Here is a 16338-nt window from a genome sequence, read left to right on the forward strand (position 1 = left end):
TGTCCCTTTAGGGACTGTCCCCTTTTCATGGATGACAGAGAGAACTACCCTCTCCCCTTCAGGGGAGAGGCGCGAGACTTGACGGCTTGCCGTCTAGTCGCAGCGGAGAGGGGAGCGACGGTGACGTGCGCGCGTGAACTCGCCCCTCTCCAACTTCGCCTAATTGCCAGAGCAATAAGGCTGCGTATCCTCTCCCCTGAAGGGGAGAGGGTAGTCGCATGATCGAAAAAATTTAAGGCTGCGCGCCGAAGCTTTCGCCCATGCGCTCGGCCTTGGGCGTTGCGCTTTCGCCGGGCACGAAGCTGTGCGGTCCGACCTTCAGCCAGATCAGGATCGGCGCAGCCTGATAGATGGACGAATAGGTCCCGATGATAATCCCGAACGCCATGGCAAGGCTGAACCCGAAAATCACGTCAGGTCCGAAGAACACCAGCACCAGCAACGGCAGCGAGATCGAGACGCTGGTCATCACCGTACGGGCCAATGTTTCGTTCACCGACAGGTTCAGCAAACCGGCCATATCCATCTTGCGGAATTTCATGAGATTCTCGCGTATTCGGTCATAGACCACGACGGTATCGTTCAAGGAATAGCCGATAATCGTCAGCAACGCAGCGATGATATTGAGGTCGAATTCCAGCCCCAGCAGCGAGAATAGCCCGAATGTCAGCGTCACGTCATGAACAAGGGACCAGATCGCCCCGACCCCGAACTGCCATTCAAACCGTATCCAGATATAGAGCGAGACCCCGGCCATGGCGGCCAAAAGCGCAAGCATCCCCTTGCTGAACAATTCCTCCGACACCTTACCCGACACCGAATCGACCCCGTCAATACGGACGCCGGGATAATCGGACTTCAGCTTGTCGGTAATTTTCACAGCCATCGCGTTGGCGAGTTCCGGTTTCTTGTCCGCGCCTTCAGGCAGTTTCATGCGGATAGACACCTGATTTTCCTTGCCGAAGCGCTGGATCGTCGGTTCGCCATAGCCAAGCGTTGCAACCTTGCTTCGCAGTTCGGCAACCGGTGCCTCGGTGCTTTGGGTAAAGGTCGCGCGGATCATTTGGCCACCGATGAAATCGACGCCAAAATTCAGTCCCTTGGTTGCAACCAGACCGACTGAGGCCGCCATCAGCACCAAGCTCAGCGCAAAGGCCATCACGCGCCATTTGAGAAAGTCGATATTGGTATCGTCGGGAACAAGCTTGAGTAATTTCATGGCACTTTACCTCAGATAACCAATTCTTGCGGACGGGTGCGCTTCACCCAGCCGGCGACCCACATGCGGGTCAGCGTGACGGCCGTGAAGACCGATGTGACAATGCCGATCATCAGAACGACGGCGAAGCCGCGAATGGGGCCGGAGCCGAAGATGAACAGCAGGACCGCCGCAATGACGTTGGTGCTGTTCGCGTCGAAAATGGCGCGGCTTGCTTCTTTATATCCGAACTCGATCGCCTGCACGACGCGCCGCCCTCGTTTCAATTCTTCACGAATACGTTCGTTAATTAGCACGTTTGCGTCAACCGCCGCACCGATCGTCAGCACGAAGCCTGCAATACCGGGCAGCGTCAGCGTGGCATTCGCCATCGCCATGACGCCAAGGATAAGGCCGATATTGATGACCAAAGCCATATTGGCGTACATGCCGAAACGGCCATAAACCAGGAACATCAACACCAAAATGGCGGTCGTCCCGATAACCGCGGCAAGAACGCCACGCCGGATCGAATCGGCACCAAGATCTGGACCGACCGAGCGTTCTTCGACGATTTTCAAATCCACCGGCAACGCACCGGAGCGCAGCGAAATCGAGAGCGCGTTGGCGCTTTCGACCGTGAAGCTACCGGAAATTTGGGAAATACCACCGAAGATGGGCTCCTTGATTTGCGGCGCGGAAATGACCTGTCCGTCAAGGATGATGGCGAAGAGTTTGCCGGTATTCTGCTGCGTCATGCGGGCAAATTTCTGGCCGCCTTCGCTGTCGAACTGGATGGTCACGGCGGGTTCGTTGGTTTGCTGGTCAAAGGTCGGATCGGCCTTGAGCAGCTTGTCGCCGGAGATACCGCCCAAGCGGCGCACCGCGATATTGGGAAGTCCGGAGGGGTTATCCGGATAGGGTAACACCTGACTGCCCACGCGGGCAACGCCCTTGGCCGTCTGGTCAGGATCGGCCTGCTCATCCACCAGCTTGAATTCCAGCTTTGCCGTTTTACCGATCAATGCCTTCAACGCTTCCGGATCGTCCAGGCCAGGAACCTGAACCACGATGCGATTTTCGCCCTGGCGGATAATGGTCGGTTCCAATGTACCCAGCGCGTTGATACGCCGGTCAATAACGTCCTTCGCCGTATCCATTGCCTGATCCAGCGCGGTTTCGTTTCCGGTGCTGGCAGGGGTGAGAACAATGCGGTTGCCGTCGTTGACTCCGATATTCCAGTCCCGACTACCCAATGTGTTGCTGGTCAGGGGCAAAAGCGCTTCACGTGCCGCATCGATCTGCGAACTGTCCGTGACGGTAAAGCTCAACTGCCCATTCGCGCGGGACACATTCTCGATTGCAATGCGGGGATCAGCCCGGCGCATTGCGGACCGGACGCTATCTTCCAGCGCCTCCAGCCGGGTTTCCGCCAATTGCGACGTATCGGCTTCCAGCAATATGTGGCTACCGCCCGCCAGATCGAGGCCCAGATTGATCGTGGGCGTAGGCACATAGGGTGCCAACTGCGCACGCATAGAGGTCGGCAAAACGCTGGGAATGGCAAGCATCACGCCGAAGAGCACCAGAAGGCTCAACATCCATACACGCCAACGGGGAAAATCTAACATAATCGGGTTCCGAACGGACTGGAAAAGGGAATTTGGGGTCGACGGCCTAAGCGTTCAACCCCAATGGATCAGTCATTGGCCGCCTTGGTGCCGCGCGACTGGACATTGGCCAGTGTCGCCTTCAACGCCTTTACGCGCACATTGGGGGCGATTTCGACTTCGACATGATCGTCGGCAACCTTGGTTACCTTGCCCATCAGGCCACCGCCGGTCACAACTTCGTCATTCTTCTGGACAGCGTTGATCTTGGCCTCATGTTCCTTGGCGCGCTTTTGCTGCGGACGGATAAGGAAGAAGTAGAAAACAACGAAAATCAGGAGGAGCGGAACGATCTGCACAAAAAAAGCCGAACCACCGGCAGCTGGCGCAGCAGCCAAAAAAAGAAGCGAATCCATCGAAAATCCTTGCGACAATGATTTTAAGGCACCGTCTTTTGAGCGGTGCGGTGAAACAATCGGGCGCGATTATCACCTGCACCCCTGCGACGCAACGTCAAAGCACCGAAACCGCCTTGCTTTTGCCAAAGCACCACCATATAGGCGCGCTTCCAATGCCGCAGCGCGGACATTGGCGGTCGGGACGTAGCGCAGCCTGGTAGCGCATCACACTGGGGGTGTGGGGGTCGCAGGTTCGAATCCTGTCGTCCCGACCAATTTTCTACCAACATATAAGAACGCCGCAGAAGCGGCTTTTCTGCGCGGGCTTCGGGTTTCGCGTGCCCGACATTCCCTGCTTTCCTACAACGAACCATATCGGTTATTTCGATTCGCGAAAGTGAGGAACGAAATGACGATATGTGATATAAGTCCCTATATCGACGCCCTGATTACGCGCGAAGGCGGCTATGTGGATCATCCCGCCGACCGCGGAGGGCGAACTCGGTGGGGGATTACCGAGGCCGTGGCACGGCAGAATGGCTATTCCGGTGACATGCGCCGCCTCCCCCGCGCCAGGGCCGAAGCGATTTATCGGGATTTATACTGGACTGCTCCCACGTTCGATAAAGTCGCAACACGGTCACCGCGCCTTGCAATCGAGCTGCTCGACAGCGGCGTGAATGTGGGGCCTGCGGTGGCTACGGGATTTTTGCAGCGCGCGCTCAATGCCCTGAACCGCAACGGCCGCGACTTTCCCGATCTGGTGGTGGACCGGCATATCGGGCCGCTAACGCTCGGCGCGCTGGATAGCTTTCTGCGGGTGCGCGGCGCGGAGGGCGAAGAGGTTTTACGCAAAGCGATCGATGCCCTGCAAGGGGTTCACTACATCCATCTTGCCGAAACAAACCCGTCGCAGGAGGCGTTCGCTTATGGCTGGATTGCGAACCGTATTGGATAATTTCATCACATGGAGATAGAATATGGCGCTTATTGAAAACATCATCGGCCCCATTGCGGGCCTGATCGACAAGATCATTCCCGACCCCAAGGCGCGCGATGCGGCGAAGTTGGAACTCATCAAGCTGCAGGGCAGTCTGGAGATGGAAAGTCTGCGCACCCAATTGTCGGCGGTGCTGGCAGAGGCGCAGTCACCCGACCCATGGACCAGCCGCGCGCGGCCGAGTTTCCTCTATGTCATGTATGCGATGATCCTGTGGGCCATCCCCATGGGCCTGATCGCTGCCGTCCGCCCCGAAGCGGCTGCGCAGATTGCGGCGGGAATGAACGCCTATCTGGGCGGCTTGCCCGAGCCGCTTTATGCCCTCTTTGGCACAGGCTATCTCGGATACACGCTCGCGCGCCAATGGGGAAAGGGCAAAGGCAACGAAAAATAGTTGCATAAAGCGCGATTCTTCCGTTAGGCCGAAGTCCCCGAGAGGGGCCATAGGGATATAGGAGATTAGAAATGAAGAAATTTGTCGCAACCGCCGCCGCTTTGGCATTCACCGTAGCTCTTGGCGCATGTGGCCAGGAAGCCGAAAAGGCTGCTGAAGAAACCACGGAAGCTGCAGAAGCAACCGGTAATGCTGTTGAAGCTGGCGCTGAAGGCGCGATGGAAGCTGCTGAAGGCGCTGCAGACAAGACTGCAGAAGCCGCTGGCGAAGCTGCTGACGCAACCGCCGATGCTGCCAAGGACGCAACTGCCGCTGCTGGCGCCGTTGTCGAAGAAGCTGGCAAGGACATGAAGGAAGCTGCGAAGTAAATCGCGCTCTTTGTAAAGAAGCCCGCCCTGCGATACGCAGCGGCGGGCTTTTTTATGCCTGAAATGGCTCCCGTTTAGGCCATGAAGCCCAGATTGCTGGTCGAGAACCGGCCAATATTGGGCGATACGCTCGGCAACTCGCTGGCCGATACGCCGAACCAGGTTGCCAGCGTCGACGCATATTGGTCAACCGAGATACTCGGCAACAGGCGGCCCTGCCCGACCTGATCGGGGCTGGTGACCGAGATTTGCGGCGCCACACCATAGAAGCGCCCGCCATTGACGGCGCCACCCATGATGAAGTGGTGCGATCCCCAGCCATGGTCCGAACCATCGCCGTTGGATTGCAGCGTCCGGCCGAAATCGGACGCAGTAAAGGTGGTGACCTTATCCGCAACGCCCAATTCCACCGTCGCCCGGTAAAAAGCGTCCATCGCGAAATCGAGTTGCCCCATCAAATTGGCCTGATTGCTGATCAGATTGTCGTGCAGGTCAAAACCGCCCATGCTGACCATGAACACCTGCCTGCGTGCACCCAGCGGTTGGCGGGCTGCAATGAGGCGGGCGACGACTTGCAGCTGTTCGGCCAGGCCATTGCGTCCGGTGGCAGGCCGGAACGAGGTAGCCAGCGTTATGGGCTGCAACGCTGCGGTCACGACACCCTCGGCATCGATCGAGCGTTTGGCGACCCGGTTATACTCGGCCTCGAACACATTGTTGCTGGTCTGCGTCATCAAGGTGCGCAAGGCCGCGCTGCCGGCAGATGATCCGTAGAGGTTGTTCTTGATCCCGTTGACCGCCAGCGCGCCGCTCGACGATACCTGATAGGTCAATGCCTGCTGGCCGGACAGGAACACGGCATTGCCCGTCGCCGAAATGCAGTTGAACAAGGCGTTGGCGTTGCTCGACATGGCGAGGTCGCCCATGCGTCCACCCCAGCCGTCGGTGGCGCCTTCCGGTTTGGAGGACTGCCACGTCGACTGCTGGTCATTGTGCGAGAACAGCTTCGCCGGGCGAGGGTTCGCGACCAGGTTGGAGCTGTTATACTGCGCAAGCGTCAACGGTGCGACCAAGGGCCCGACGTTCAACAAAGGTGCCATCCGCCCGGCGTCAAACAGGGCCTTCAACCGCGTCATCTGCGGCGCGAGCGCATATTGCAAATTGTTCGTCAGCACCTGCCCGCCACTTGGCGTTAAAGCTGTCGCTGCAAGGCTGGAGCGCGCCAGGGTAATCCCGCCTGCCGTCTGCCCCGCACCTCCTCCGCGAATGGCGCTGTAGAGATCATAGTTGGTGGAATCGAACGGCATCAACGTGCTGTTGTGGTCGTTCCCGCCGTAAAGGAAGATGCAGACCAACGCCTTGTAATCATTGCCCGCGCTGAACGCTGCAGCTTCGCCAATTCCGGCGAGACCAAGGGCGAAAGACGACGCAGAACCCGCGACCGCCAATTGTTTCGAACGACGAAGAAAGGCACGCCGCGAAAGTTCGTTTGCTTTACCGATATGCATAGCGAAAGCCTTTACTTCTGAACGAGATAGTCGGGTGAGGCCATGACGAGCAGCACAGCCATATAGACCCGGCGCTGCTTTTCGGCGGTGGTGCTGGTTTGCGTGACTGTTGTTGCATCCAGCGCGGTTTTGATCGTTGCCTTGGTCGTGTCCGAAATCTGGTTCGCTGCCAGCAATAGGCAGATCCGGTCGAGCAAAGCTGTCGAGTCATGCGCGATGGCAAGCTCGCTGGTGTAGGCGGCCTTCACATCGCCCCCCACCCCGTTGGTGCTACCAATGGCCGAAGTCATGTAATTCACATAACCGGGCGTGCTCGATTCATTGATGAGCTGGAATTCCGGTGCAACCAGCGAGTTTGTGGCAATGGCGGTGTTGGCGGGCACATAACCCGGCCGGAAGAAGTTGAAAACCGATGGGGACCGCAACGCGCTTTGCCCCAGCCCGCTGACCAGATCGGACAGATTGCCGATCCGCCAGTTGCCACTGGTCGACGCAGCGCCGAAAGTCCGGCCCCATTGCACGAAGCGGAGAATGGGTTCGCGCACTTTTCCGAAAGTAGGGGCCGTAAGGCCGGAAGCATTCATCGCTTCGTCGTCGAGCAGGATAGCCTTGAACACGGCGCGCAGATCGCCGCGTGTGCCGGAACCATTGTTGTTGAAGACCTTTGCAACCCGGTCGACATAGGCCGTGCTGGGGTTGCTGGTCACCAACCGCTGGATCATCTGCTTGGAGAAGAAGGGTCCGACATTGGCGTGGTTGAACAGCGCATCAAGCGCTGTCTTCAACGCAACCGTTCCATCCGTGTTCGCCGGAATATTTGTTCCGAGAAAGTTTACTTCCAATGCAGAATGTTGGCTCGTGGTCGACGGAAATTCCCACTTTGTGGGGTCAATCGTCATGGGTTTCAGGACATAGCCCGTGCTGTTGATCAGACGTGTCGGATCATTAGTCGCAGGCGTTTTGACATTGCCTGTGAAGTCCCAGTTATACCCCGTAAAAACACGCGCCAGATTGGTGACGTCGCTGTTGGTGTAGGTCTCGATCGGCTGGTTGTTGGCATCCAGTTTGCGTGTGCCGTCATTGTTCAACTGGTACAGACCAATTGTGAACAGCTGCATGACTTCACGGGCATAATTTTCGTCGGGTACGCGGCCGGTACGTGTATCTTCTTTCCGGTTGCCGCGCGTACTAAGATAATAACCCATCGCCGGATTGAGGGTCACATCCTCAAGCAATTTACGGAAATTTCCAAAGGCGTTGGAGTTCAGTTGATCCCAGAAAAAGGCAATTGCCTGTGCGCGCCAACTGAAGTCCAGTCCCGTCAGCGACACGACAAAAAACTCGGACAGCGCCAACGCGACGCGTTTGCGGACGCCGTTTGCGTCGGACATGAGCTGGTTCCAGATCATGTAGTCGCCGGGATATTCATTATCGAAGAAATTGTCGGCGGTAACCTGATCATAGCCGCGCGACGCCAGCCATGCCACACCGGTCTGGTTGATCGGTGCATCCATCTGGGCGTTTAGCCAGGGTTCGTAGCCGATTGATTTGATGTTGCTGATCTCCGCCTCGCTGACGGATAGGCTGGATTTCAGAATGAACCGTGATGCTTGGGCGTCGGTGGACGGTTTTGGAACTTGTGCTGTCGGCGGAGGGGTTGTGGACGAACCACCTCCCGCGCCACCGCCGCCGCACGCCGCCACCAGCAATGATGCCGCAGGCAGCGCATATACATAGGGTGAAGTCTGTGCCGGAACCTCGGCCAACGCCGGAACAACATCGTCCGGCATTTCAATTTCTGACGCCCCCTCAAGGCAAATCTGATGCAGTGCTTCCTTCATATCCCGCCCTCGCCAAATTGACGAAAGCGAGACCCGAAAATGCCGGACCCGGTTTCGTCATTAACGGTCTGCTATGGGACATTGCTCAAGAGATAGTTTCGGGAGGTGGTAAATCCCCGTTAAGCGTGTTTTTTCGACGATATGGATTAGTAAATATAAACCATTTATCAACCTGTGGCATCTACCCCTTTTGCCATGGTCATAAGTCGCATCCTTCCTACGGTTTTCGTACTTTGCGGAGCCTTGGCAACACCCCATGCCGCCCGAGCCGAAGTGTTCGAGCTGGCGAGCAATGGCAATTTTGTTCAAATTTCGCGCCCGGCATGGACGCCTGAACCGGCGTTGGTGCCCGATTATGTGGGCGCAGAAATCGTCGCACCGACCCAAATGCCGTCGCCGCCCACGGGAACCGTACGCCAGCATATCCAGCATGCCGCCGCCAAATATGGCATCAGCAGCGATCTGGTCGACGCGGTCGCGTGGCAGGAATCACGCTATAACCCACGCGCCCGGTCCTCCGCCGGGGCAATTGGCGTGATGCAGTTGATGCCCGGTACTGCGCGTACGCTGGGCGTAACCAACCCACATGACGTCCGCCAGAATGTCGCAGGTGGTACAGCCTATCTCCGTCAGCAGCTTGAACGCTTTGGCAATAACGTTCCCCTCGCCCTCGCCGCCTATAATGCGGGACCGGGCGCGGTGATGAAATATGGCGGGATACCGCCCTATCGCGAAACGCAGAATTATGTCCGCCAGATCATGCGCAGGCTGTCTGCCATTTCGCTCCAGCGTAACTCCTATGAATGAGGCCAGCATGTCGATGACGAAGTTCAAAGCAAAATTTTCCGCACTAGCCGCATTGACCGCTGCCTTACCCCAAGCGGCACTGGCGCAAACCGCCGTCGCCGATCCGCAAGGATCAGGCCCTATCGTCAATGCCCTGAACTGGATGCAAGGCACTCTGTTGGGCAATGTGGCAACTACAGCAGCCGTCATCGCGGTCGCTGTTGTCGGCATGATGATGCTGACTGGCCGGATGAACTGGCGCTTTGGCACAACGGTCATCGTGGGTTGCTTCGTCCTGTTCGGGGCGACTGCCATTGTTTCGGGGATCCGTGTCGCCGCAATCGGGGGCTAATCAATGACTCCGCTAAACCGCACGCCTGTTTTTCGCGCTCTGACCCAGCCGCAGATGTTTGCGGGCGTGACCTATAGCTATTTCATCATCAACCTGATCGTGACGACGGAAATCTTCCTCATCAGCGGGTCCTTTTGGGCGATACCCGCCGCCGTCCTGATCCACGCCATCGGCTACATGGCCTGTTTGCGCGAACCCCGCATCTTTGACCTCTGGATTACCAAGGTCAGCCGTTGCGGCCGGACGCGTACGCACGATCTGTGGCGCTGCAACAGCTATCGGCCCTAACCTATGAAGCTATCTTCGCAAAAACTTGCCAAGTTGGACCCGCGCGCCGGGGACCGTTTGCCCTATGCCGGCCATGTCAATGACCATACATTGGCCACCCGCAATGGCGAGCTGATCCAGATGATCCAGATCGACGGTATCGCGTTTGAAACCGCCGATAGCGAAACACTGAACCACATGGCCGCCGTGCGCGATGTCGTGATGCGCGGCATCGCCAATTCCAATTTGATGCTCTATTGCCATGTCATCCGGCGCCGTGTGGCCGCCGAATTGACGACGCCCCAGCCCGAGGGCTTTGCCCGCGACCTCGACGCTGCATGGCAGGAGCGGTTGCGCGGCAAACAGCTTTATATCAACGACATCATTCTGATGCTGGTCCGCCGACCCGCCCGTGGCAAGGTCGGCTTTGTCGAACGGCTAACCAAATGGGGTAGCGGCAAGCGCTCGCCGGAAGAGAAGCTTGCCGAACAGGCCCGCGAACTGCGCGAACTGGACAGCGCACGCACCAATCTTCTGTCCGCACTCAGCCGCTATGGCCCGCGCGTTCTGGAACGCTATCAGGGTGCGAGCGGCATCTGTTCCGAACCTCTCGAAATTTTGTCGGCATTGTACAATAGCGAAATGCAGCCGTTGCTAGAACCCACGGGCGATGCCGGACAGTATCTGCCTTATAAGCGCATCAGCTTTGGCCTTGATGCGCTGCATCTGAAGGGATCAAGTGCGGAGACATCGCGCTTTGGCGCAATCGTGTCGATCAAGGACTATCCCGCCACGACCAGCCCGGGCATGCTCGACAATTTGCTGCGCCTGCCGCACGAACTGACGCTGACCGAAAGCTTTGCCTTTGTGGACCGGCAGATTGCCGACGAACGGATCGGATTGGCGTTGCGCCGTTTGCGGGCGGCGTCCGATGAAACCACCACTTTGCGGCAGGGTCTGCTGGGTGCAAAAGATGAGCTGACCGGTGGTGCAGCCGCCTATGGCGAGCATCATTTAAGCGTCCATGTCCGCGCCGGCAGCCTGCCCGCGCTCGACGCCGCGGTTGCCGATGTGCAGGCATCGCTCGCCGACATTGGTGCGGTATCGGTGCGCGAAGATCTCAATCTGGAAAGCGCCTTCTGGGGCCAGTTTCCGGGCAATGCAGAATTCATCGCCCGCAAGGCGCTCGTTTCGACCGCCAATCTGTCGGGGCTGATCTCCCTGCATGGATTTCCTATCGGCGCACCAGCAGGCGGGCCATGGGGAGAGCCGATTACCGTGCTCGAAACCACATCAAGCACGCCCTATTTCTTTAATTTGCACAGCGGCGATCTGGGCAACTTCACACTGATCGGTCCATCGGGATCGGGTAAGACGGTGGTGCTGAATTTCCTGATTGCCCAGTCGCAAAAGTTCAATCCGCGCACTTTCTTCTTCGACAAGGACCGGGGTGCGGAAATCTTCATTCGCTCTATTGGCGGCCATTATGATGTGCTGCGTCCGGGCAAGCCGACGGGTTTCAATCCGCTGCAACTGCCAAGCAACGCTGCCAACCAGGCGTTTTTGCGGCAATGGTTGTCGCAGATGCTGACGCCGATGGGCGGTCAGCTGACCGCCGATGAAAATGCGATCATTGCCAGCGCGGTCGAGGCCAATTTTGACCAGCCGATGGAGCACCGCCAGTTGCGCTACCTCGTTGAGCTTCTCGCCGGTGGCGCACGCCCTGTGCGTGGCGACCTCGCGTCGCGGCTTGCGCCTTGGTATGGTGCAGGCGAGCATGCGTGGCTGTTCGACAATGTACGGGACGAGCTGAACCTTGATACCCGTACCGCCGGTTTCGACATGACATCGCTGCTCGACAATCCCGTGCTGCGGACCCCGGCGATGATGTATCTGTTCCACCGCGTGGACGAACGTCTGGACGGCACACCTTCGATGATCGTTATCGACGAAGGATGGAAGGCGTTGGACGATGAAATCTTTGTGCACCGCCTGAAAGACTGGATGAAGACAATCCGGAAACGCAACGGCGTGGTCGGATTTGCAACCCAGAGCGCGAGCGATGCTATCGAAAGCAAGATCGCCGCGACCATCATCGAACAATCGGCCACGCAATTGTTCATGAGCAATCCCAAGGCGCAAGCCTCGGACTATTGCGACGGTTTCGGATTGACCGAACATGAGCTTGATCTCGTCCGCTCGCTGCCCGAACATTTGCGCTGCGTGCTGGTCAAGCAAAGCGGCAACAGCGTTGTTGCCCGCCTCGATATGGGTGACATGCCCGATGCGATGACCGTCCTGTCCGGCCGCGAAAGCAGCGTCCGCAAATTGGACGAACTGCGCGATGCCCATGGTGATGCGCCGTCTGACTGGATGCCGCAATTGTTGCAGGCCGCCGAAGAAGGCCCGTCGGCCTTGTGGCAAAACACCAAGACAGGAACGCGCGGCTGATGGCGAAATGCGCTGCCATAAACGCCACAGCAGGTTCGGCTGAAACCATGGTCAACACCGTGGATTGCTACATGCAGTCGACGGTTCAGGCCGGTTACGCCAATTTGCTCGGCCCCGGTAGCGTGTTCGGCTATGCGCTGACAATCGCGCTTACCATTTACGTCGCGATCGTCGGCTACCGCCTGATCTTCGGCCGTTCCTCGCTCAGCATGGGCGAAATGGCGCCGCGGATGCTGTTGATCGGCGCGGTGCTCGCGCTGACCAGCAATTGGGCAACCTACCAGATACTTGTCTACGATGTGCTCACCGACGGCCCGCAGGAAATTGTCAGCGCCGTCAATCCGTCCGCCGGACAGAGCAGCAGCGTCAACCAGCGCGTGGATATGCTGTCCGGGCGGATGGTCGATCTTGCCGATGCCTGGACCGAATTTGACGCACGCCCCGAAAATGCCGCGCCCGACGCCGCCATGCCGACCGAGGATAAGGACGAGGCCGAAGCGCTTCCCCCGACCGCAACGGGGATTACCGCGATCGTCGCGCCCAAGGATTCGCTCGGCCCCAATATGCTGATGCTCAGTGCGCTGTTGCTGGTGCTCGCTTCGGCAGGCGTGCTGGTGGTGGCGAAGATTATATTAGGGCTTCTCCTTCTTCTCGGACCGCTCTTTGCGGTACTGGGGCTGTTCTCGGTGACACGCGGCCTAACGCTCGGCTGGGCGCGCGCCGCGGTTTTGATGGCGCTGGTCCCTGTCATGGCCATCATGACGACCGCCGGATCGACCGCGTTGATCGAGCCTGTCTTGGCCGACATGTATGTCTCGGCAAGTCAGGGCGTCTTCTCGCTTCGCGCTGCGCTGACGATCCTGGTGATCGTGCTGATCACGGTGGCGGTGGCGGTGCAGTTGTTCCGCATCGGCCGCACCATCGTCAGCGGATGGACCCTGTCCCTGCGTTCGAATAGCACCGCAGATACTGTGCAGTCGCAAGGCGCACAGACCATCGCGACGGCTTCTGCGCCTGCCATGATCTACAATGAACGCATGCAGAGCATGGTCAGCGCCATCGAGCGGACCGCAAGCGTCACCGCAACCGACAGCGTTGCAAACCAGCGCGCCATCCTTTTGCCACATCGGGTAGAAACCGAAGGCCGCGCGCAAAGGGCGACCGAAATGAAAGCTGACCGCCGCATCACCCGAGGACGCGTCACCGCCGTCCGTGCCCCCATTAAAGCCGTCAGGAACGCCGCATGACCGCCAAATATCTCGCCCTGCTGTTCGCCAGCTTACCCCTTGCAACACCCGTATTGGCCCAGACGACGGAATCCGTGAAGGTCGCGCCCAATATCCGCTATGTCCATTACGACCCCAATAGCGTGGTCCGCCTGACCGGACATACCGGCTATCAGATGACGCTGGAATTCGACGTGGGCGAACGGATCGAAACGGTCGGCCTTGGCGATTCTTCCGGCTGGCAGGTGACGCCCAACGGGTCGGGCACCGTCATGTTCCTGAAGCCTGTGGGCATTCCGCGCACGACCAACATGTCGATCATTACGAACATGCGCCGCTATAATCTTGAGCTGGTCGCAAAATCCGGTCTGAAGGTCGCGCCGAGCCAGGTTACCTATGCCGTGCGGTTCACTTATCCGCAAAAGCCGGTGGACGAAGCCGCCAACGCCGCCGCCCCGCCGATCATCGCGACACCCCCTGAATTGTGGAACCGCGCCTACAGCTATGATGGCGCAAAGGCCAATGTGCCCGATCAGGTCTTTGACGACGGCAAAGCCACCTATTTCCGCTTCGCTGCGGGCGCGGCTACCCCCGCCATTTTCAGCATCACCCCCGATGCGGGCGAAAGCATCGTCAACTTTGCGGTGCGCGGCCCCTATGTGGTGGTCGAACAGATCGCCCCGCAATTCGTCCTGCGGCACGGCAAGGAAGTGACCATCATTTTCAACGATGCCTACGCCGCACCAACCCCCGGCGCGGATGCTCCGCGTGAACGGGCCAAAAAGAAGTGCGGCCTGTTCGGCTGCAAATCACGGGAGGCAAAACCATGAGTGTTCTGAAACCCGAAGGGACCGATCCCCGCACCTCAATGGAGCCGGGCGCGCTGGAAGATGCCAATGCGCCGGTCTTGTCGCCGGTTGCCATGCCGGCCGGATTGTCGCCCGGTATGAAGCTCGGCTTTGTAGGTATCGGCCTGCTCGGTATCCTCACCTTCACGACCCTGGCCTCCAGCCGGGGTGACGCAACACAAGCAGGCGCCAATCCGGCCCTGCCCGTGACGGCCAGTGTCATGCCGGTAGGCGGCGTGGTTCCCAAGCCTGTTCTGCTTCCCGGCCCGCCCGAGCTGCCGCCCCCCACGCTGATCCCGCCGCCACTGGACGTAACGGCTCCGGTCATGGGCGTTGTTGCGTCGCAGGTCCCGGGTGCCAACCGCCTGATGTCGCCGGGCGTCGTCGTCGATCTGACCAAGGGCGGCGCGGCTGCCCTACCGCCGACACCGGGACTGGCGGGCGTAAAGAATGACGACCTCAGCGCCGACGACAAATTCGCCGACCGCGTCGCTGCCGCAGAAAATGCGCCAGCGCGCGCAGTCCGCATTTCCAACAGCAGCTATACCGTGCCGCAGGGCGCAATCATCGCCGGTGTTCTGGAAACCGCCATCAACTCCGACCTTCCGGGCTATGTGCGCGCGGTGGTCAGCCGCGATGTCATGGGCTTTGACGGACGCCGGGTGCTGATCCCCAGTGGCAGCCGCCTGATCGGCCAATATCGTTCTGGCCTCGCAGCGGGTCAATCGCGCGCCTTCATTGTCTGGACTCGTCTGACTCGCCCGGACGGCGTCACCGTATCGCTGGGCTCGCCCGTCACGGACCCGCTGGGCCGCGCCGGTCTTGGCGGCAAGGTGGACAGCCATTTCCTCAAACGCTTCGGTTCGGCCATTCTGCTCTCGGTCGTGCAATCCGGCCTCGGTCTGTTGCAGCGCGGCGGCAATGATGTCGTCGTGCGCACCGCGGATGATGCGAAAAGCGTCGCCGGTATCGCATTACAGCGCGACATCAGCATCCCGCCCACGGTCAAAGTGGCCCAAGGCACCGCGATCCGCATTTTCATTGCCCGCGATCTCGATTTCTCCGGCACGGACGGCGGTTCGTAATGAACATGATGACCCCGCTTTCGGGGAGTGGCGGCAATGTCTACCTCAACAGCTACCTCGCGCCTTTTGAGGCGTGGCTGGCGGCGGACGATGTCACCGAGATTTTGGTCAACCAACCGCACGAAGTCTGGGTCGAGCGCATGGGCGCGGACGAGATGGAGTGCCATGACGCGCCCGCCATTGATGCGCAGCTGCTCGAACGTCTTGCGCAACAGGTGGCACGGATAAGCCATCAGGGCATCAACCGCGAAAGCCCCCTTTTGGCGGCCATCCTGCCGGGCGGCGCGCGTATCCAGATTGTCCTGCCACCCGCCACACGCGGATCGGTCGCCATAGCGATCCGCAAACATGTGCTGCATGATATGACCGTAGACGGATATCTGGCGCAATGCCGCACGGGTTCGCTGAACGCAGCGAAATCCGAACTGTCTTTATCGGCGTTGCTCGAAAAAGGCGATGTATCCACCTTCCTGAAAAAGGCGGTGGCCATGCGCAAAACCATATTGCTGTCGGGCGGAACGTCGTCGGGGAAAACCACCCTCCTCAACGCCCTGCTGAAGGAAATCCCGCAAAACGAGCGTGTCATCGCCATCGAAGACACCCCCGAGATCAAGCTCGGCCGCAACAATTCCATCGGCCTCGTCGCGGTATCGGGCGATCAGGGCGAAGCGCGGGTAACCATCGAAGAACTGATGCGCGCATCCTTGCGCATGCGTCCGGACCGGTTGATCGTAGGCGAGCTACGAGGTGCCGAAACAGTCACTTTCCTGCGCGCCATAAACACTGGCCATCCCGGCTCGATCAGCACCATCCATGCGAGCACAACGGAAGGCGCGTTCGAACAACTGGCGCTGATGTGCATGCAGGCCGACCTCGGCCTCGGCCGCAACGAGACAATTGATTATGCACGGTCCATGATCGACATCATCGTGCAGCTCGACCGGAAGAACGGGCAACGTTCCATCGCGGATATCCAGTTCAAGGGCGATTGAGCCGGTCTGTCTTT

General features: G+C 59.0%; 16 protein-coding genes and 1 tRNA gene. 12 read left to right on the plus strand and 5 right to left on the minus strand.

The features are described 5' to 3' along the window. Nucleotides 1-232: 232 nt before the first annotated feature. The 3 genes from secF to yajC all read right to left on the minus strand — a co-directional run bounded on the left by secF (nt 233) and on the right by yajC (nt 3224). Nucleotides 233-1219: a protein translocase subunit SecF gene (gene secF, locus EUU25_RS07530; protein ID WP_158899751.1), complete on the minus strand. Its 987-nt coding sequence runs from the start codon at nt 1217-1219 to the stop codon at nt 233-235. Between the two features lie 11 nt (nt 1220-1230). After that, the gene (gene secD / locus EUU25_RS07535; protein ID WP_158899753.1) at nt 1231-2829 is read right to left on the minus strand and encodes a protein translocase subunit SecD; all 1599 of its coding nucleotides are present in this window, start codon (nt 2827-2829) and stop codon (nt 1231-1233) included. Nucleotides 2830-2897: 68 nt separating this feature from the next. After that, on the minus strand, nt 2898-3224 hold the full coding sequence (yajC, locus tag EUU25_RS07540) for a preprotein translocase subunit YajC (protein ID WP_158899755.1): 327 nt from the start codon (nt 3222-3224) through the stop codon (nt 2898-2900). Between the two features lie 180 nt (nt 3225-3404). On the opposite strand from yajC, the gene EUU25_RS07545 reads away from it, so the two are divergent. The 4 genes from EUU25_RS07545 to EUU25_RS07560 all read left to right on the plus strand — a co-directional run bounded on the left by EUU25_RS07545 (nt 3405) and on the right by EUU25_RS07560 (nt 4968). Beyond that, a tRNA-Pro gene (locus tag EUU25_RS07545) sits at nt 3405-3481 on the plus strand. Between the two features lie 134 nt (nt 3482-3615). Continuing rightward, nucleotides 3616-4164, plus strand: a complete 549-nt coding sequence (locus EUU25_RS07550; protein ID WP_158899757.1) for a glycoside hydrolase family 108 protein — start codon at nt 3616-3618, stop codon at nt 4162-4164. Between the two features lie 22 nt (nt 4165-4186). Next, nucleotides 4187-4600 carry a holin family protein gene (locus EUU25_RS07555; protein WP_158899759.1) on the plus strand — a complete coding sequence of 138 codons (414 nt, stop codon included), beginning with the start codon at nt 4187-4189 and terminating at the stop codon, nt 4598-4600. A gap of 71 nt (nt 4601-4671) precedes the next feature. After that, nucleotides 4672-4968: a hypothetical protein gene (locus tag EUU25_RS07560; RefSeq protein WP_158899761.1), complete on the plus strand. Its 297-nt coding sequence runs from the start codon at nt 4672-4674 to the stop codon at nt 4966-4968. Nucleotides 4969-5042: 74 nt separating this feature from the next. Here the strand turns inward: EUU25_RS07560 and EUU25_RS07565 are convergent, their stop codons facing one another. Together EUU25_RS07565 and EUU25_RS07570 are read right to left on the minus strand one after the other, a co-directional pair. Further along, a complete protein-coding gene (locus EUU25_RS07565; RefSeq protein ID WP_158899763.1) occupies nt 5043-6476 on the minus strand; it encodes a DUF1501 domain-containing protein in 1434 nt (477 codons plus the stop codon). Nucleotides 6477-6487: 11 nt separating this feature from the next. Beyond that, complete coding sequence (locus tag EUU25_RS07570; protein WP_158899765.1) at nt 6488-8317, minus strand: DUF1800 domain-containing protein; 1830 nt, start codon at nt 8315-8317, stop codon at nt 6488-6490. A 243-nt stretch (nt 8318-8560) separates the two neighbouring features. Between EUU25_RS07570 and EUU25_RS16620 the strand changes: the two genes are divergently transcribed. The 8 genes from EUU25_RS16620 to virB11 are packed head-to-tail and all read left to right on the plus strand — an operon-like array spanning nt 8561 to nt 16324. After that, nucleotides 8561-9124: a lytic transglycosylase domain-containing protein gene (locus tag EUU25_RS16620; RefSeq protein ID WP_281347008.1), complete on the plus strand. Its 564-nt coding sequence runs from the start codon at nt 8561-8563 to the stop codon at nt 9122-9124. Nucleotides 9125-9137: 13 nt separating this feature from the next. Next, nucleotides 9138-9455 carry a TrbC/VirB2 family protein gene (locus tag EUU25_RS07580; protein WP_158903209.1) on the plus strand — a complete coding sequence of 106 codons (318 nt, stop codon included), beginning with the start codon at nt 9138-9140 and terminating at the stop codon, nt 9453-9455. 3 nt (nt 9456-9458) lie between these two features. Continuing rightward, complete coding sequence (locus tag EUU25_RS07585) at nt 9459-9743, plus strand: VirB3 family type IV secretion system protein (RefSeq protein WP_143774990.1); 285 nt, start codon at nt 9459-9461, stop codon at nt 9741-9743. 3 nt (nt 9744-9746) lie between these two features. Continuing rightward, nucleotides 9747-12173 (plus strand): VirB4 family type IV secretion/conjugal transfer ATPase, encoded by a 2427-nt coding sequence (locus tag EUU25_RS07590; RefSeq protein WP_158899769.1) that lies wholly within the window; start codon nt 9747-9749, stop codon nt 12171-12173. Further along, nucleotides 12173-13420, plus strand: coding sequence for a TrbL/VirB6 family protein (locus tag EUU25_RS07595; RefSeq protein WP_158899770.1), 1248 nt, complete (start codon nt 12173-12175; stop codon nt 13418-13420). Before EUU25_RS07590 ends, EUU25_RS07595 begins: the two co-directional genes overlap by 1 nt. Beyond that, a complete protein-coding gene (locus EUU25_RS07600; RefSeq protein ID WP_158899772.1) occupies nt 13417-14229 on the plus strand; it encodes a TrbG/VirB9 family P-type conjugative transfer protein in 813 nt (270 codons plus the stop codon). The genes EUU25_RS07595 and EUU25_RS07600 overlap by 4 nt, the downstream gene beginning before the upstream one ends. Continuing rightward, nucleotides 14226-15332, plus strand: a complete 1107-nt coding sequence (virB10, locus tag EUU25_RS07605) for a type IV secretion system protein VirB10 (protein WP_158899774.1) — start codon at nt 14226-14228, stop codon at nt 15330-15332. Before EUU25_RS07600 ends, virB10 begins: the two co-directional genes overlap by 4 nt. Further along, entirely contained in the window at nt 15332-16324 is a 993-nt protein-coding gene (gene virB11, locus EUU25_RS07610; RefSeq protein WP_158899776.1) for a P-type DNA transfer ATPase VirB11, read from the plus strand. Before virB10 ends, virB11 begins: the two co-directional genes overlap by 1 nt. The last annotated feature ends 14 nt before the right edge of the window (nt 16325-16338 follow it).

Source organism: Sphingorhabdus lacus (assembly GCF_009768975.1).
Lineage (GTDB): Bacteria > Pseudomonadota > Alphaproteobacteria > Sphingomonadales > Sphingomonadaceae > Sphingorhabdus_B > Sphingorhabdus_B lacus.

What these genes read in the sequence shown, in the direction of transcription:
- secF (WP_158899751.1), bottom strand. Translation starts at nt 1,219, where the DNA reads ATGAAATTACTCAAGCTTGTTCCCGACGATACCAATATCGACTTTCTC.
- secD (WP_158899753.1), bottom strand. Translation starts at nt 2,829, where the DNA reads ATGTTAGATTTTCCCCGTTGGCGTGTATGGATGTTGAGCCTTCTGGTG.
- yajC (WP_158899755.1), bottom strand. Translation starts at nt 3,224, where the DNA reads ATGGATTCGCTTCTTTTTTTGGCTGCTGCGCCAGCTGCCGGTGGTTCG.
- EUU25_RS07550 (WP_158899757.1), top strand. Translation starts at nt 3,616, where the DNA reads ATGACGATATGTGATATAAGTCCCTATATCGACGCCCTGATTACGCGC.
- EUU25_RS07555 (WP_158899759.1), top strand. Translation starts at nt 4,187, where the DNA reads ATGGCGCTTATTGAAAACATCATCGGCCCCATTGCGGGCCTGATCGAC.
- EUU25_RS07560 (WP_158899761.1), top strand. Translation starts at nt 4,672, where the DNA reads ATGAAGAAATTTGTCGCAACCGCCGCCGCTTTGGCATTCACCGTAGCT.
- EUU25_RS07565 (WP_158899763.1), bottom strand. Translation starts at nt 6,476, where the DNA reads ATGCATATCGGTAAAGCAAACGAACTTTCGCGGCGTGCCTTTCTTCGT.
- EUU25_RS07570 (WP_158899765.1), bottom strand. Translation starts at nt 8,317, where the DNA reads ATGAAGGAAGCACTGCATCAGATTTGCCTTGAGGGGGCGTCAGAAATT.
- EUU25_RS07580 (WP_158903209.1), top strand. Translation starts at nt 9,138, where the DNA reads ATGACGAAGTTCAAAGCAAAATTTTCCGCACTAGCCGCATTGACCGCT.
- EUU25_RS07585 (WP_143774990.1), top strand. Translation starts at nt 9,459, where the DNA reads ATGACTCCGCTAAACCGCACGCCTGTTTTTCGCGCTCTGACCCAGCCG.
- EUU25_RS07590 (WP_158899769.1), top strand. Translation starts at nt 9,747, where the DNA reads ATGAAGCTATCTTCGCAAAAACTTGCCAAGTTGGACCCGCGCGCCGGG.
- EUU25_RS07595 (WP_158899770.1), top strand. Translation starts at nt 12,173, where the DNA reads ATGGCGAAATGCGCTGCCATAAACGCCACAGCAGGTTCGGCTGAAACC.
- EUU25_RS07600 (WP_158899772.1), top strand. Translation starts at nt 13,417, where the DNA reads ATGACCGCCAAATATCTCGCCCTGCTGTTCGCCAGCTTACCCCTTGCA.
- virB10 (WP_158899774.1), top strand. Translation starts at nt 14,226, where the DNA reads ATGAGTGTTCTGAAACCCGAAGGGACCGATCCCCGCACCTCAATGGAG.
- virB11 (WP_158899776.1), top strand. Translation starts at nt 15,332, where the DNA reads ATGAACATGATGACCCCGCTTTCGGGGAGTGGCGGCAATGTCTACCTC.